The organism is Devosia sp. SL43 (assembly GCF_021729885.1).
GTDB lineage: Bacteria > Pseudomonadota > Alphaproteobacteria > Rhizobiales > Devosiaceae > Devosia.
In genome coordinates this window covers 2,706,356-2,721,607 of record NZ_CP063401.1, presented here as the reverse complement: position 1 = coordinate 2,721,607, position 15,252 = coordinate 2,706,356, and the positions used below count along the sequence as shown (strand labels likewise).

The 15,252-nt window shown below is 63.3% G+C and carries 12 protein-coding genes; 6 read left to right on the top strand and 6 right to left on the bottom strand.

All coding sequences use genetic code 11. The features are described 5' to 3' along the window. Positions 1-702 (top strand): RNA-binding protein, encoded by a 702-nt coding sequence (locus IM737_RS13370; protein ID WP_336886204.1) that lies wholly within the window; start codon positions 1-3, stop codon positions 700-702. Beyond that, the gene (gene infB / locus IM737_RS13365; RefSeq protein WP_236894453.1) at positions 695-3,577 is read left to right on the top strand and encodes a translation initiation factor IF-2; all 2,883 of its coding nucleotides are present in this window, start codon (positions 695-697) and stop codon (positions 3,575-3,577) included. Before IM737_RS13370 ends, infB begins: the two co-directional genes overlap by 8 nt. Before the next feature lie 131 nt (positions 3,578-3,708). Here the strand turns inward: infB and IM737_RS13360 are convergent, their stop codons facing one another. The 6 genes from IM737_RS13360 to miaB all read right to left on the bottom strand — a co-directional run bounded on the left by IM737_RS13360 (position 3,709) and on the right by miaB (position 9,816). Further along, the gene (locus IM737_RS13360) at positions 3,709-4,620 is read right to left on the bottom strand and encodes an acetamidase/formamidase family protein (RefSeq protein ID WP_236894452.1); all 912 of its coding nucleotides are present in this window, start codon (positions 4,618-4,620) and stop codon (positions 3,709-3,711) included. 11 nt (positions 4,621-4,631) lie between these two features. Then, entirely contained in the window at positions 4,632-5,657 is a 1,026-nt protein-coding gene (locus IM737_RS13355; RefSeq protein ID WP_236894451.1) for a hemolysin family protein, read from the bottom strand. A 75-nt stretch (positions 5,658-5,732) separates the two neighbouring features. Next, positions 5,733-6,206 carry an rRNA maturation RNase YbeY gene (gene ybeY / locus IM737_RS13350; RefSeq protein ID WP_236894450.1) on the bottom strand — a complete coding sequence of 158 codons (474 nt, stop codon included), beginning with the start codon at positions 6,204-6,206 and terminating at the stop codon, positions 5,733-5,735. Between the two features lie 162 nt (positions 6,207-6,368). Next, a complete protein-coding gene (locus tag IM737_RS13345) occupies positions 6,369-7,427 on the bottom strand; it encodes a PhoH family protein (RefSeq protein WP_236894449.1) in 1,059 nt (352 codons plus the stop codon). Positions 7,428-7,686: 259 nt separating this feature from the next. Beyond that, the gene (locus IM737_RS13340) at positions 7,687-8,319 is read right to left on the bottom strand and encodes a LysE family translocator (protein ID WP_236894448.1); all 633 of its coding nucleotides are present in this window, start codon (positions 8,317-8,319) and stop codon (positions 7,687-7,689) included. A 99-nt stretch (positions 8,320-8,418) separates the two neighbouring features. Then, complete coding sequence (gene miaB / locus IM737_RS13335; RefSeq protein ID WP_236894447.1) at positions 8,419-9,816, bottom strand: tRNA (N6-isopentenyl adenosine(37)-C2)-methylthiotransferase MiaB; 1,398 nt, start codon at positions 9,814-9,816, stop codon at positions 8,419-8,421. Positions 9,817-9,989: 173 nt separating this feature from the next. On the opposite strand from miaB, the gene IM737_RS13330 reads away from it, so the two are divergent. The 4 genes from IM737_RS13330 (at position 9,990) to pnp (ending at position 14,970) form a co-directional block, all read left to right on the top strand. After that, entirely contained in the window at positions 9,990-10,187 is a 198-nt protein-coding gene (locus tag IM737_RS13330; protein WP_236894446.1) for a hypothetical protein, read from the top strand. Between the two features lie 135 nt (positions 10,188-10,322). After that, positions 10,323-12,050, top strand: coding sequence for a sensor histidine kinase (locus IM737_RS13325; RefSeq protein WP_236894445.1), 1,728 nt, complete (start codon positions 10,323-10,325; stop codon positions 12,048-12,050). Between the two features lie 132 nt (positions 12,051-12,182). Continuing rightward, positions 12,183-12,452, top strand: a complete 270-nt coding sequence (gene rpsO / locus IM737_RS13320; RefSeq protein WP_236894444.1) for a 30S ribosomal protein S15 — start codon at positions 12,183-12,185, stop codon at positions 12,450-12,452. A gap of 373 nt (positions 12,453-12,825) precedes the next feature. After that, on the top strand, positions 12,826-14,970 hold the full coding sequence (gene pnp / locus IM737_RS13315) for a polyribonucleotide nucleotidyltransferase (protein ID WP_236894443.1): 2,145 nt from the start codon (positions 12,826-12,828) through the stop codon (positions 14,968-14,970). The last annotated feature ends 282 nt before the right edge of the window (positions 14,971-15,252 follow it).

Genomic DNA, 15,252 nt, shown 5'->3' with positions numbered 1-15,252 from the left:
ATGGCCCGGCGCGAAGAAACGACGCGGATGTGCGCACTGACACGGGCGGAAAAGCCCGTGGCAGAGCTCATTCGTTTCGTGCTTGGCCCCGATGGCGTATTGGTGCCCGATACCGAGGCGAAAGCCGAGGGCCGTGGCGTCTGGATCAGCCTCAACCGCGAGCTGGTCGCCGAAGCCGTCAAGAAGAAGGTGTTTGCCCGCAGCCTCAAGACCGAGGTGACCGTGCCGGACGACCTGCCTGGCTTGACGCAGTTGCGGCTCGAACAGCGCTATCTCAACGCGCTGAGCATGGCTCGCAAGGCCGGCCAGATCATCTTCGGCGCCACCAAGGTGCAGGGATTGATAAGGACGGGCGATCTGATCGCCCTGATCACCGCGACCGACGCCGCCGAGGATGGTCGCAGCAAGATGGTAGGACCGCTCAAGGCCCTGCATTACGCGGCGGAAGAAGAAGGCATGGACGGCTTTAGCGTGCCCCATTTCGAATTGCTCACCTCTGAGCAAATGGGTTTGGCACTCGGGCTTGAAAATGTGATACATGCTGCCCTCACAAGAGGGGCAGCAGCCCAATCGGCAGTGGAAAAGGCCCGCAAACTGGCCCTTTATGCTGCCAAACCAACGGAAATGGACACCGGCCGCGCAGCGGTTGACGGTGACCTTTTGCCCGAGGCCACCGACGAAAGACGCGAGATACATGGCTGATAACGACGACAATCGCACCGAAGACACTAGCGCGAAGAAGACGCTGACACTGAAGGGTGGCCCAGGCCTGGGCAACCGTCCGGGCATGTCGCGCGGTCCTTCCCGCTCGACGGTGGTTGTTGAGAAGCGCACCCGCCTGGTGCCCAAGCCGAATGCTCCGATGGGTGCGCCTCAGCGGCCGCAATCGGCCGCGCCAAGCAATTTAGGCAGCCGCCCACCACTGGGCCGGCCAGCCCAGCAGCAGCGTGCGCCACTGGGCCTGTCGGCTGCGGAAGCCGAAGCCCGCCAGCGCGCTCTGGCCTTGGCCGGCGCTCGTGCGGCCGAGGATCAGGAACGCTTTGCGGCCGACGAGGCCCGTCGCGTCGAGGAAGATGCGCGCCGCCGCCAGGTCCGCGAAGAAGCCGAGCAGGCCGAGCGTGAACGCGCCGCCGGCGAAGCCGCGGTCGCAGCACCCGAAGTTGCGGAAACGCCAGCACCAGCCGCCGAGGCCCCTGCCGCAGCCGCTCCTGCAGCAGAAGCCACTTCGGCTGCTCCTGCTGTTGCCGCTGCCGAGGAAGCACCGGTTGCGCCGCCCGCATCGCAGCGCAATGCCGGTCCGTCCAGCGTGCGTGTGGTTGCCGGCCGTCCGGGCCAGCCGCCGCGCCCGATGCGTACCGACCGACCGAGCAATACCCGCCCGGAAAGCGAACGCGGTGCCAATGCCTTTATCAAGCCGGGCGCCGCAGGCGCTCCGGGTGCCCGCCCAGGTGCTCCTGGCGCACGACCTTCGGGTACCGCCACGCGGCCGCCGGGCGAGCGTCGTCCTGCCGGCGCAGGCATGGCTCCGATCGGCAATGTGCCGCCCGCCGGCCCCAATGAGGCCGATGGCCGCAAGATTCGCACCGCTTCTCCTTCGGCCCGTCCCACGACAGAAGCCGAATTGGAAAATGCCCGCCGCGCTTCGCGTGCGACGCCGGAGCGGCCGACGCGCCGTGCCGGTGACGATGCCAGCGCTCGTGGCCGCCTGACCGTTTCCAGTGCGACCACGGAAAACGATCGCGACAAGGGCCCGTCCCTCGCCGCCATGCGTCGCCGTCGCGACAAGAAGATGGGCCGCAACCAGCAGGAAGCGCCCAAGCTGCAGCGCGAGGTGATCATCCCCGAAGTCATTACGGTGGCCGAACTGGCCAACCGCATGGCCGAGCGGTCTGTCACCGTTATCAAGATGCTGATGGCGCAGGGCACCATGGCCACCATCAACGATGTGATGGATGCCGACACCGCCGAACTCATCGCGGCTGAACTGGGCCATACGGTCAAGCGCGTCAGCGATGCGGACGTCGAAGCCGGCCTTTATGACATCCCGGCGGACGACAAGGCCGAGGATCTGACCGATCGTGCGCCCGTCGTGACCATCATGGGTCACGTCGACCACGGCAAGACCTCGCTGCTCGACGCGATCCGCGAAGCCAATGTCGTCAGTGGTGAAGCCGGTGGCATCACCCAGCATATCGGCGCCTACCAGGTCGAAAAGAACGGTGCGAAAATCACCTTCCTCGACACTCCGGGCCACGAGGCGTTCACCGCCATGCGTGCTCGCGGCGCCCAGGCCACCGATATCGCGGTGCTGGTCGTGGCGGCGGATGACGGCGTCATGCCGCAGACGATCGAATCCATCAAGCATGCCAAGGCGGCTGGTGTTCCGATCATCGTGGCCATCAACAAGATGGACAAGCCCGAAGCCAACCCGACCCGCGTCCGCACCGAGCTCTTGCAGCACGAAGTGTTCGTGGAATCGATGGGCGGCGACGTGCTGGACGTTGAAGTGTCTGCCAAGACGCAGGCCGGTCTCGACAAGCTGCTCGAAACCATCCTGCTGCAGGCCGAAGTGCTCGAGCTGCGCGTGGCCCGTGATGGCCGCGCCGAAGGCCTCGTGATCGAAGCCAAGCTCGATCGCGGTCGCGGTGCGGTTGCAACGGTGCTGGTGCAGCGCGGTACCTTGGCGATCGGCGACATTCTCGTCGCCGGCACCGAGTTTGCCCGCGTGCGTGCCCTGATCAACGACAAGGGCGAGCAGGTCAAGGAAGCCGGTCCGTCCATTCCGGTGGAAGTGCTGGGCTTTACCGGCGTGCCATCGGCGGGCGACCGCTTCTCGGTCGTGGAGACCGAAGCGCGGGCCCGCGAAGTCACCGAATATCGTCAGCGCGCTATCCGTGAAAAGACGGCCGGCGGCGGCGCCACCAGCCTCGAGCAGATGATGAATCAGCTCAAGGTGGCCGGCATTGCCAAGTTCCCGCTGATCATCAAGGGCGACGTGCAGGGTTCGGTCGAAGCCATCGTGGCCTCGCTCAACAAGCTCTCGACCGACGAAGTGTCGGCGCAGATCCTGATGAGCGCGGTGGGCGGTATCACCGAATCCGACGTGACCCTGGCTTCGGCTTCGAACGCCATCGTCATCGGCTTCAACGTCCGTGCCAACAAGCAGGCAACGGACCTGGCCACCCGCGACGGCATCGAAATCCGCTATTACAACATCATCTACGATCTCGTGGATGACGTGAAGAATGCGATGAGCGGTCTGCTCAAGCCCGAACGTCGCGAAACCTTCATCGGCAACGCGGAAATCCTCGAAGTCTTCACGATCACCAAGGTCGGCAAGGTCGCCGGCTGCCGGATCACCGAAGGAATGGTCGAGCGTGGCTCCGGCGTGCGTCTTATCCGCGACAACGTCGTTATCCACGAAGGCAAGCTCAAGACGCTCAAGCGCTTCAAGGACGAAGTCAAGGAAGTGCAGACCGGCCAGGAATGCGGCATGGCCTTCGAAAACTACGAAGACATGCGCGCCGGCGACGTCATCGAATGCTTCCGCGTCGAGACCGTACAGCGCTCGCTGTAAGGTTTTCGCCATCGGAAATGAAAAAGGGGCGCGGTGCAAACCGCGCCCTTGTTTATTTAGGTGCCACCCTGCCACGCCCTCGTGTTTCGAGGCGCTGAAGAAGCGCACCTCACCACGAGGGCGTGGCACTATTACCGCTTCGGCAGCCACTTCTTCTCGACCTTGCAGACCATCGTATAGGCCGGGTCGAATACGTTGCCGACGTCGTAGCGCACCACCTGCCCCAGCAGATGGCTGGCCGCCACCGCGGACAGCCCATAGTCACCCATCAACCAGTCCAGCATTTCGGTCGTGGCATGCTGCAACGCCTGCTCCAGCGGGCGCGCATTGCCCACGGTAAAGATCGCATCGGCATTCTCGCCGCGCGGCCAAACCTGCCTGCGGTTCTTGACCACGCTCAGCCGAATCTCGACTTCCATCGCGGTCTCGACGCCGGTGCCGACGATCTCGCCATCGCCCTGGATGGCGTGGCAATCGCCGAGGAAGAACAGTGCTCCAGGCACGGCAATCGGGAACCAGGCACGAGAGCCCGGTCCGAAGCCGCGATAATCCATATTGCCGCCGTTCTCGGCGCTGGTGGCGGTCGAAAAGGCCTGACTAAGGCCCGGCGCGACACCGAAGCAGCCGATCATCGGCTCGAGCGGCAGCACCAGATGTTCCAGGCCCGGCACGGGCCGTTCCAGCCGCACCGTGCCGGCGTCGGCATCAATGATCCAATCGGCCCGATCGCGCGGCGGCAGGTCGCGCACCCGTTCGGGATCGACCACATTGGCGGCCAACACGGCGCGGGTCCAGCCGTTCTCACGCACCGGCGTCATCCTGATGATGTCGACCTGCAGCGCATCGCCCGGCTCGGCGCCGTCAACGAAGATTGGTCCATTCATCGGATTGGGACCGGGCCAGCGCTGTACCCCGTCCTTGTCGACACCACCGGCATCGATCGTTTCGGTGACGACGCTGTCGCCGTCGGCAATGGTCAGCGCCGGTGGCACGGTGCCCAGCACATTGTGCCAGGCCGTGGGAACCAGCCGGTGCGTCGTCATGACCAAAGCTCCTACTCGGCCGCAGCCTTCTGTTCTTCGCTACGCTGGTCGGTAATGGCCAGCGGCTCGCCCAGCTCTTCCCGCTTGCGACGGATGCGCAGGCGCTTGATACGGCGGCTGTCGGCGGCGAGCACTTCGAATTCGAAGCCCTCGAGCTTGGAAACGCGCTCGCCCCGCTTGGGTACGTGGCCCGCCAGATCGAAGACCAGCCCACCGATGGTGTCGACATCCTCGGCATAGTCGCCCGGGTCGAAATCGGGGCCTAGCATGATGCGGACATCGCTCAGCTCGGCGCGGGCATCGGCGATATAGGTATCAACGCCGACCTTGCGGATCAGCGACGCTGCCATTTCGTCGTGCTCGTCCTCGATCTCGCCCACCACCGCCTCGAGCAGATCCTCGATGGTGACGAGCCCGTCGGTGCCGCCATATTCGTCGACCACGATAGCCATATGCACGCGGGAGGCACGCATCGATTGCAGCAGATCGCCAACCGGCATGAAGGTGGGCACGAACATGGCGTCGCGCACCAGGTCGAGCCGGATGATCTTGTGCTTGAGCACCGTCGAGACCAGCTTGACCGGCACGTCCTTGCTGGTGTCGGTCACCGGCTCGGTGATCTTGCTCAGCGCGTCCTTGACGTGAATGAAGCCCAGAATGTTGTCGAGCCCGTCATCATAGACGGGCAGGCGCGAATGGCCGACCTCACGAAACCTGGCGATCAGCGTACCAAGGTTCACATCGGCTTCGATGGCCTGGATATCGGAACGCTCCACCATCACGTCGGCAACCGACACGTTGGAGAGCTTGAGCACGTTGGCCAGGATCGTGCGTTCGCTTTCGGAGAAATCGGCCTCGGCGCTGCCCTGGTCTTCGAGCGCGACCTGCAGGTCGTCGCGCAAGGACATGGTCCGCATGGCCATCAGGGCCTTGATGCGGTTCCAGATCGATGGCCCCCGTGCTGGCACGGAGGCGGGACTAGAAGGAGGCTCGGGATTGGTGGGCGCTGTCGGGCCCAGACTGTCGCTGTCGTTCATCTTATGCGCCGCCGGAACTGGGCGGCATTCAATCCTCTAAGGAGAAATCGGCGCGGCTAATATAGGGGCAAGGAGCTAATCGGCATAGGGGTCGTCTATCCCCAATGTGGCCAATATCGATGTTTCGAGGCTCTCCATCTGGTTCGCTTCCTCATCATCAAGGTGGTCATAGCCCAGAATATGCAGGAAGCCATGCACCACCAGATGGGTGAAATGGGCTTCAAAACTCACACCCTGCTCAACAGCCTCGCGTTCCAGCGTCTCGCGCGCCAGGGTGATGTCGCCCAGGATGCCGATCACCGGACCAAACGGCTCGATCTGCGGGAAGCTCAGCACATTGGTCGAGCTGTCCTTGCCGCGCCACTGCTTGTTGAGCTCATGCTGCTCCTCGTCATTGGTGAGCAGGATCGACAACTCGGCCGCGCCCTTGATCTTGGGCTTGGCCAGCTTGAGCGCAGCCAGCACCGCCGCCTCGGCGCGTGCGTCGAGGTTTTCGGGCCAGGCGTCGTCGTTGATGATGACGGCGATATCGAGGGGTGCTGTTGGCATTCGATCCATGCGCTGCTCGCTGCCACGCCTCGTGGATCGAGGGTCGCTGCGCTCCCACCTCACCCTGAGGCTACTGGGAGTTCGATTTCAAAGTAGCCCTCATGGTGAGGTGCGAGCCCTTCGCGAGCCTCGAACCACGAGGGCGTGGCGTGACTTTGCGTCCTAGCTCCGCGGCGGCGCAGCGGCCAAAGTCCGGGCCAGCCCTTCGCTTTCCTTGTCGGCAAGGCGCTTGGCAGTATCCGCCTCGTAAGCCCGGACGATGCGGCCGACAAGAGCGTGGCGCACCACGTCCTTGTCGTTGAAGCGGCTGACATGCACGCCTTCGACGCCATCGAGCAGGTTCACCGCCTCGACCAGCCCCGATTTCTCGCCGCGCGGCAGATCGACCTGAGTCGGATCGCCGGTGACGATCATTTTGGAATTCTCGCCCAGACGGGTAAGGAACATCTTCATCTGCATCGATGTGGTGTTCTGCGCCTCGTCGAGAATGACCACGGCATTGGCCAGCGTGCGGCCACGCATGAAGGCGAGCGGCGCCACTTCGATGATCCCCGAGGTGATGCACCGCTCGACATTTTCGGGCTTCATCATGTCGTAGAGCGCGTCATAGAGCGGACGCAGATAGGGATCGACCTTTTCCTTCATGTCGCCGGGCAGGAAGCCCAGGCGCTCGCCGGCTTCGACTGCCGGACGGGAAAGGATGATGCGATTGATATCGCCGCGTTCCAGCAGGCTCGCCGCGTGTGCGACCGCCAAGTAGGTCTTGCCGGTACCGGCGGGGCCGACACCGAAGACCAGCTCATTGCGCTCCATCGAGCGCATATAGGCGTCCTGCGCCGGGGTGCGGGCGACGATGGTGGATTTGCGCGTGGCGATCTGTGCCATGCGCACCTTGCCCTTGCGCTCCAGCGTCGGCAGCGTGAGCTGGCTGTCCTCGGTCTGGATCATGCGGATGACGCCGTCGACATCGGAGATATCGACCGAGCGGCCTTCTTCCAGCGATCCATAGAGCGATTCGAGCACACGCCGGGCCTGGTCGACCGAAGAGGCCGCGCCTTTGAGCAGGACGTGATTGCCGCGGGGAGTTGCCGAGACCTTGAGCCGCTGTTCGATCAGCGCCAGGTTCTGGTCGAAATCGCCATACAGCTGGGCCGCGAGGCGATTGTCTTCAAAAGCGAGTTCGAGTTGCGATGCGAGTGCGTTGTCTGCGGTCGGTGACAAGTGCCTGCTCAAACTGGTGTGGCTCCACGCTGCGCGCGGCTGCGGGCTTGCGCCGCGAATACAATAACGAGGCTAGGATGATTTGGGTGCCTTGTCTGTAGCAATATTGTGACGCTCCTCGCCGGCCGCAAGGCGGCAAGAACGCTCCAGTGGAGCGTTTTTAGGCGAGGAGGCCATGAGAGCCGCGCTCGAATGGCTGGGGCGGGCACAAGGGGGTGGGTTGCGACCGCCACCTTCTCCCCTGACGTTGGTGCCCAGACTAGCTCCTTGTTCCCAGAGCCAAACGGCATGCCAGCCCCGTAAACACGGCTGCAAGAAGATATTGCGGCAGCTTCGGAAAACGGCTGACTCCGCGAAGTCTGCCGCGAATATGGCTTCCAAGAAGAATGACGCTACCGTTCACAACGAAACCGATTCCGTTCAGGACAGTGGCGAGAACGAGCATCTGAACAATCATCGAGCCGCCCTCGGGCGCGACGAATTGCGGAAAGAGCGCCAGGACGAAAAGCGCCATCTTCGGATTGAGGAGATTTGTCGCAAGACCCTCCGCAAAAATCCGTCTTCTGGACAGCCGCTTCAATGTGGATGACGGTGAAAAGGCGGCCCCCTCTGCGCGAACGGTTTTGTAGGCGAGGTAGAGAAGGTAGGCGCAACCCGCCCACCGCACGATCTCGTAGGCGATTGGAACGGTCAGGAAGACTTGCGATAGGCCGAGCGCTGCGGCGAGAGCATGACAGTAGGTGCCAAGCGCTATTCCGGCATAGGTCAGGAACCCGGCGGATCGGCCCTGGCTGACGCTGCGCGACGCAATCAGTAGCATATCCGGACCAGGTGTCGCGGTAAGGACCAGCGAAGCGGCGGCAAATAGGATGATCGTGGAGAAGTCCGGCATAATGATCACCTCATGGATGGAAGCCGGAATTCCTCTCTATCACTGCGGCGGCGAATAGCAATTCCCCGTGTCGTTCTTCGCAAAAATTACGATGCCCGACTAAGCCGCCACAGCCACCTTCAGCCGTCCCACCAGCGAGTTCGTGCTCGTTCCCACGATCTCCACCTGATGGATCGCCCCGATCAGCTCGGTGCTTCCCTCCAGATGCACCGCCTGCAGATAGGGCGAGCGCCCACCCACCTGACCCGGCATGCGGCCGGGCCGTTCGATCAAGACGGGCAGCGTCTTGCCGACACAGCTGGCGTGAAATGCCGTAGTCTGGGCATTGACCAAGTCCTGCAGCCGCCACAGGCGCTCGTTCTTGACCTCTTCGGCGATCTGGTCGCCCAGGTTTGCACCCGGCGTGCCCGGTCGAGTCGAGTATTTGAACGAATAGGCCGAGGCATAGCCGACATCAGCGATGATCTTGAGCGTGTCCTCGAAATCCTGGTCGGTCTCACCCGGAAAGCCGACGATGAAATCGCCCGATAGCGCCATGTCCGGCCGCGCCGTCTTGATGCGCTCAATCACGTCAAGGTACTCGGCCGCCGTGTGGCGCCGGTTCATCGCCTTCAAAATGTTGTCCGAACCCGACTGCACCGGCAGGTGCAGATAGGGCATCAGGATATCGAGGTCGCGATGCGCCGCCATCAGCGCGTCGTCCATGTCGCGCGGATGGCTGGTGGTATAGCGCAGGCGTTCGAGGCCGGGGATTTCGGCCAGCAGATAGGCCAGTTCGCCCAGCCCCACTGAGCGACCCGCACCGTCAAGCCCGTGATAGGCGTTGACGTTCTGCCCGAGCAGCGTGATTTCCTTCACACCGGCTTCGACCAGACCGCGTGCCTCGGCGATCACCTGTGCCACCGGTCGCGAGACTTCGGCACCGCGGGTGTATGGCACTACGCAGAACGAGCAGAACTTGTCGCAGCCTTCCTGCACAGTAAGGAACGCCGTCAGGCCGCGCTTGATGGTGACTTCCTTGCGGGCGGCGGGCAGGTGCTCGAACTTGTCTTCCTCGGGGAAATCGGTGTCGATGACCGCGCGTTTGAGGCTCGGATGCATGTGCCGCTGGGCCTCGGCCTCGGCCAGCATGCTGGGCAGCTTGTGATAGGCCTGCGGGCCGAACACCATGTCGACGACAGGGGCCCGCCGGGCGATCTCTTCGCCCTCGGCCTGCGCCACGCAACCGGCCACGCCGATCATCATGTCGCCGCCCAAAGCACGACGCTCGGTCTGCAATTCCTTGAGCCGGCCGAGTTCGGAAAACACCTTCTCGGAAGCCTTTTCGCGGATGTGGCAGGTATTGAGCAGCACGAGGTCGGCCTGGGTCATATCCAGCGTCGTCTCATAGCCGTGTGGCGCCAGCGCATCCATCATGCGGTCGCTGTCATAGACGTTCATCTGGCAACCATAGGTCTTGATGAACAGCTTCTTGGTATTGGCGCGCGTCTCGGTCATGCCGGCTCTTTACCAGACTTCGAGGTAAGCGGCATAGCCGCTGAAAGGCTCCAGTGAAGCCTTTCAAACCGAGAAGGCCAGTAGGGCTGCGCCCGGATGGCGTGGCAAGGCTCAAAGTGGCTGCAACCGGTTGGTGCGCCGAAGTGTTGTCTCTCCAACAACGGGAGACGACAATGACCCAGAAACCAACGAGCACGGCCGATGACGCCGCCGCGATGAAGAATGGCAAGAAGCCAGGCCCCAAGGATTCACCGGTGCAGGTTCGGCCTGCGGGCAAGGATGCGCAAGCCGACAAGCCCAAGGACTGGGATAAGCAGGACGAGGCCGTGGATGAAAGCTTTCCGGCCAGCGATTCCAGCGCCAAATACTGAGTGTCGTGGCATTAATGCAATCCTGGCTCATCATTTAAACAGCTAGGGATTTCTAACGCTTCGCGCCGACCGCCAGGGCCGCTATGGTCCGGCGGCGGCATCGTGCGAGGTAGAATCGGCCGCAGAAAGTGCGGCATGGCGGCGTCAGACCAGGACAGCGCGGCGGAGGTCCAGGACCGGCAGGAGCGGCGGCGTCTATGGACGCGGTCGCAGCCGGTTGCGCTCTATCTTTTTGCGCTGGTCCTCGCGATCCTCATTCCAGCGCTCATCGTGTCGCTGGTGCTGCTCAACCGCAACAACCATGCGCAGGAAGAGGTGGTGCGCGGCCTGACCAATGCCACGGTGCAAGCCATGGGCCAATCGGTCGATCGCGAGATCGCTGGCATGATCACCACCTTGCGTGTGCTGTCGACCAGCGAATCGCTGGTCGCCAACAATTTTGAACACTTTCATAATCGCGCCGTCACCGCGCTGGCCGGGAGCGGGGCTTACCTACTGGCCCTCGATGCCGATTTCGGCCAGTTGCTCAATACCCGCGTCGCCTATGGCGAGCCGCTGGGCCGCACCTCCGACCCCGCCACTGCAAGCGAGGCGTTGGAGCGGGGCCTCCCCACCGTATCCGGATTGTTCTTCGGCCAAACCGCCCAGCGCTGGGTGTTCAATGTGCTGCTGCCAGTGCCCGACAACGCCCGGGCGGTGTTGCTGGGGCTGACCCAGAATGCGCAGAACCTGGCCGGTACCTTACAATCGCGGCAATTGCCTAGCGGCTGGCACGCGGCCTTGGTCGATGGCGGCAATCTGGTGATCGCGGCAACACCGGATGCCGGCTTTGCTACGGGTGACGTGCTGCCGATGCGCCAGACTCTGGATTCGGCGCCCGACCAATGGCAGCGCGAGCGCTTCGACGGCCAGGAAGTGGTGACCGCCGAATGGCGCTCGGCCCTGTCGGGCTGGCGCGTCATCGCCTGGGCCTCGGGCGAGGCTATTGCCCGGCCGCTCGACGATTCCCTGCTCTGGTTGGCGGCCTGGGGCGCGATCATTGCCATTGCTGCGGCACTCATCGCCTTTCTGATCGCCCAGCGCATCAGCCAGTCAGTGCGTGGGCTGCGACGCGACGCCAGGCGCTTGGGGCGCGGCGAGGCCCTGGCGGCTAAGACCTATCCCGTGGCCGAGATAGCCGAAGTGTCCCGCGCCTTGGCCGACGCTTCGGCGCAGCGGCAGGCCGCCGACAACGACGTGCGCTTCCTGATGCGCGAAGTGGCGCATCGCTCCAAGAACCAGATGACCGTCATTGCTGCCATGGCCCGGCAGACGGCGCGTGGCGCCAGCGACGTGCCCAGCTATGTCGCCAGTTTCGAGCGCCGCATTATGGGCCTGGCCCGCTCCACCGACCTGCTGCTGACCCACGGTCGGGCCGGCGTCGCGCTGGGCGAATTGCTGGAAAGCCAGATCGCAGCCTTTGCGCCGCCCGACAGCAAGCGCGTCAGGCTGACCGGGCCGGTGATCCGTCTCAATGTGCAGGCGGCACAAATCCTGGGCATGGCGGCGCATGAGCTGGCGACCAATGCCGCCAAATATGGCGCCTTTTCCGGCGATGACGGCACCCTGCTCGTGCAATGGAAAATCGTCGATGCCAGGCTCGACCTCACCTGGCGCGAAACCGTGCGCCAGCTGCTCGAGACCAATGACCGGGTGGGCTTCGGCACCACGGTGCTCAAGACCATGGTGGGCCATTCGCTGGGTGCCGAGGTCGAGCGCGTGTGCCACAGCGACGGCATCGAGTGGCGCTTTGCCATCCCGCTGGCCGCGCTCGATCCGGACCATGTGCCGGCCACTGCGGCTGCCGCGGCGGCGGACGAATAAATTCTGGCATTATGGGCCCCTTTGCACTATAGGGACGCCAGCCGTCGGCCCTTGGGCCTTCGGCTTTCATGGCCCCTCCTGGACGACATCCCGGCCGGGGCGACCCAATCCTCCTTCTGAAGGGATCATCCGATGTCGATCACTGCCGAGCGCAAGACCGCTCTCATCACCGAATATGCCATCAAGCCGAACGATACCGGTTCGCCGGAAGTCCAGGTGGCTATCCTGTCCGAGCGCATTGCCAACCTCACCGAGCATTTTAAGGATCACGGCAAGGACAACCATTCCCGCCGCGGCCTGCTCAAGCTGGTTTCGACCCGCCGCAGCCTTCTCGACTACGTCAAGAAGGTCGACGAGAACCGTTACAAGACCTTGATCGAAAAGCTCGGCCTGCGCCGCTAAGCGCGCCGTTTGACTTGCGGATGCGGGGTGATCTCCGCATTCGCCTTCATCCGCTTCGGCGGGTGATCAGAGGCCGAAAAGGTCTCTAAGCGTAGACCGGCGAATGCCGGAGCATGGCAGGATTATTGGCCGCTCCCTCCGCCTCACGCTCGCAAAATCAAACTCTTGGTTTTGGTCACGTGAGGCATCCCAGTTCGGGGAGCTGCTTGTTGTCTTGCCCATGTTTCGTCTTCGCCAAAGACGGTAACCGCGCCTGATTTTGAGCCCGCGTCACACATGGGGTGTGGTGGCGGGTGCGGGCGCACCGGATGAGTTCGCGGGATGACCTACGCCCCTGCGTTACCGCTCACCGGCAGAATGGAAAGACGATTACATGTCCACGATCAATTTTGACTACCACAAGGTCGAGCTCAACTGGGGCGGTCAGCCCCTGACGCTCGAGACCGGCAAGATGGCCCGCCAGGCCGATGGCGCCGTGCTCGCCACCCTGGGCGAGACCGTGCTGCTGGCCACTGTTGTCAGCGCCAAGACCGCCAAGGCCGGCATCGACTTCTTCCCGCTGACCGTCAACTACCAGGAAAAATACTTCGCCGCCGGCAAGATCCCGGGTGGCTATTTCAAGCGCGAAGGCCGTCCGACCGAGAACGAGACCCTGACGTCTCGCCTGATCGACCGTCCGATCCGCCCGCTGTTCCCCGATGGGTACCGCAACGAGACCCAGGTGGTCGTCACGGTTCTCCAGCACGACATGGAAAACAATCCTGACATCCTGGCCATGGTCGCGACCTCGGCTGCCCTGACCATCTCCGGCGTGCCCTTCATGGGCCCGATCGGCGCAGCGCGCGTCGGCTATGTCGATGGCCAGTATGTGCTGAACCTTCCGGTTGATCGTCGCAGCGAGTCCAAGCTCGATCTCGTCATGGCCGGCACCGAAGACGCCGTGCTGATGGTTGAGTCCGAAGCCAAGGAACTGAGCGAAGAGATCATGCTCGGCGCCGTGATGTTCGGCCACGCCGAAAGCCGCAAGGTGATCCAGGCGATCATCAAGCTGGCCGAGCTGGCTGCCAAGGAGCCCCGCGACTTCCAGGCGCCCGATTACTCGGCGCTCGAAGCGGACGTGCTCAAGGTTGCCGAAGCCGATCTGCGCGCCGCCTACAAGATCACCGACAAGGCTGACCGCTACGCCGCTGTCGACGCCGCCAAGAAGGCCGTCAAGGCCGCCTTTGCCGCCAAGGTCGAGGCTGGTGAAGTCTCGGGCGAAGCGCTGAGCGAAGTCATCCACAACCTCCAGGCCAAGATCGTGCGCTGGAACGTGCTCGACACCGGCCTGCGTATCGATGGCCGTGACCTGTCGACCGTCCGTCCGATCGTCTCGGAAGTCGGCGTGCTGCCCCGTACCCATGGTTCGGCGCTGTTCACCCGCGGCGAGACCCAGGCGCTGGTCGTTGCCACGCTCGGCACCGGCGAAGACGAGCAGTATATCGACTCGCTCGAAGGCACCCAGAAGCAGAACTTCCTGCTGCATTACAACTTCCCTCCCTACTCGGTGGGTGAAGCTGGCCGCATGGGGTCCCCGGGCCGTCGCGAAATCGGCCATGGCAAGCTCGCCTGGCGCGCCATCAACCCGATCCGTCCGTCGGTCGAAGAGTTCCCCTACACGATCCGTATCGTGTCCGAGATCACCGAATCGAACGGCTCCTCCTCGATGGCAACCGTGTGCGGCACCTCGCTCGCACTGATGGATGCCGGCGTGCCGCTGGCGCGTCCGGTGGCCGGTATCGCCATGGGCCTGATCCTCGAAGGCGAGAAGTTTGCTGTTCTCAGCGACATTCTCGGCGACGAAGATCACCTCGGCGACATGGACTTCAAGGTGGCCGGCACCGATGTGGGCATCACCTCGCTGCAGATGGACATCAAGATCGCTGGGATCACCGAGCAGATCATGAAGCAGGCTCTCGAGCAGGCAAAGGGCGGCCGTATCCACATCCTGGGCGAAATGGCCAAGGCCATCACCGCGTCCCGTTCGGAAGTGGGCGAGTTCGCTCCGCGCATCGAGACCATGAAGATCCCGACCGACAAGATCCGTGAAGTGATCGGCACCGGCGGCAAGGTGATCCGCGAGATCGTCGAAAAGACCGGCGCCAAGATCAACATCGAGGACGATGGCACGATCAAGATCGCCTCCTCTGATGGCGCGCAGATCGAAGCCGCGATCAAGTGGATCCGCTCGATTACCGACGAAGCCGAAGTGGGCGCCATCTATCAGGGCACCGTCGTCAAGACCGCCGATTTCGGCGCGTTCGTGAACTTCTTCGGCGCCAAGGATGGCCTCGTGCACATCTCCCAGCTGGCCGAAGCCCGCGTCGCCAAGACCACCGACGTGGTCAAGGAAGGCGACAAGGTCTGGGTCAAGCTGCTGGGCTTCGACGAGCGCGGCAAAGTCCGCCTGTCCATGAAGGTTGTCGACCAGGCAACCGGCAAGGAAGTCGCCAAGGACGCCGAAGCCGCCGCCGAGTAATCGGAGCTGCTGACGAATTAGTAAGGCCCGGAGCGATCCGGGCCTTTTTGTCATTGGGTCATGACTATCGTGCTCCCGTCACCCCACCCTCATTCCCTCCCCATCAAGGGGAGGGAGGCGCAGGTTGTGCGCTTACGGTTCAGTTGTCTCCCTCCCCCTTGTGGGGCTTGCGAGCGGTCCCACAGGGACAAATCGCTCCTGTGGAGCGATTTGAGCGACCAAGGCCATGAGAACTGCGCTCGAATGGCTGGATCAAGGGTGGGAGTTCTCTCCGCAAGCTCT

Excerpts from the sequence above, each read along its gene's own strand:
- IM737_RS13370 (WP_336886204.1), top strand. The coding sequence starts at position 1 with ATGGCCCGGCGCGAAGAAACGACGCGGATGTGCGCACTGACACGGGCG.
- infB (WP_236894453.1), top strand. The coding sequence starts at position 695 with ATGGCTGATAACGACGACAATCGCACCGAAGACACTAGCGCGAAGAAG.
- IM737_RS13360 (WP_236894452.1), bottom strand. The coding sequence starts at position 4,620 with ATGACGACGCACCGGCTGGTTCCCACGGCCTGGCACAATGTGCTGGGC.
- IM737_RS13355 (WP_236894451.1), bottom strand. The coding sequence starts at position 5,657 with ATGAACGACAGCGACAGTCTGGGCCCGACAGCGCCCACCAATCCCGAG.
- ybeY (WP_236894450.1), bottom strand. The coding sequence starts at position 6,206 with ATGCCAACAGCACCCCTCGATATCGCCGTCATCATCAACGACGACGCC.
- IM737_RS13340 (WP_236894448.1), bottom strand. The coding sequence starts at position 8,319 with ATGCCGGACTTCTCCACGATCATCCTATTTGCCGCCGCTTCGCTGGTC.
- miaB (WP_236894447.1), bottom strand. The coding sequence starts at position 9,816 with ATGACCGAGACGCGCGCCAATACCAAGAAGCTGTTCATCAAGACCTAT.
- IM737_RS13330 (WP_236894446.1), top strand. The coding sequence starts at position 9,990 with ATGACCCAGAAACCAACGAGCACGGCCGATGACGCCGCCGCGATGAAG.
- IM737_RS13325 (WP_236894445.1), top strand. The coding sequence starts at position 10,323 with ATGGCGGCGTCAGACCAGGACAGCGCGGCGGAGGTCCAGGACCGGCAG.
- rpsO (WP_236894444.1), top strand. The coding sequence starts at position 12,183 with ATGTCGATCACTGCCGAGCGCAAGACCGCTCTCATCACCGAATATGCC.
- pnp (WP_236894443.1), top strand. The coding sequence starts at position 12,826 with ATGTCCACGATCAATTTTGACTACCACAAGGTCGAGCTCAACTGGGGC.